This window comes from Tamlana crocina, from assembly GCF_012037625.1.
This window is the reverse complement of record NZ_JAAVJS010000708.1, coordinates 1-315: the sequence shown is the minus strand read 5'-3', so window position 1 is coordinate 315 and position 315 is coordinate 1. Positions and strand designations below refer to the sequence as shown.

The window sequence follows — 315 nt, the reverse complement described above, 5'->3', positions numbered from 1 at the left end:
ATGCCAATGATCGTAGCCGAGGAGCTCGATGTGGATTGGAACAATGTGATCGTGGAACAGGCACCACTTAATACCGACATTTTCACCCGGCAGCTGGCTGGAGGAAGTCAGTCCATCCGCCAGGGATGGCAATCCCTTAGGACAGCCGGTGCCACGGCAAGGCAAATGCTGCTTACAGCAGCTGCGAGTGAAATGGATGTACCGGTTTCAGAACTTTCGGTAGAAAAGGGAATTATAAAACATGCAGGAAGTGACAAATCTGTAAGCTACGGAGAGATTGCAAAAGCAGCAGCAAAGCTTGAGGTGCCACAAGAA

General features: G+C 50.2%; 1 protein-coding gene. It reads left to right on the top strand.

Features of this window, described 5'->3' with window-relative positions; translation table 11 throughout:
• Positions 1–315 (top strand): molybdopterin cofactor-binding domain-containing protein (locus tag HC176_RS18655; RefSeq protein ID WP_167920472.1); only part of this gene is annotated, 315 nt, incomplete at both ends.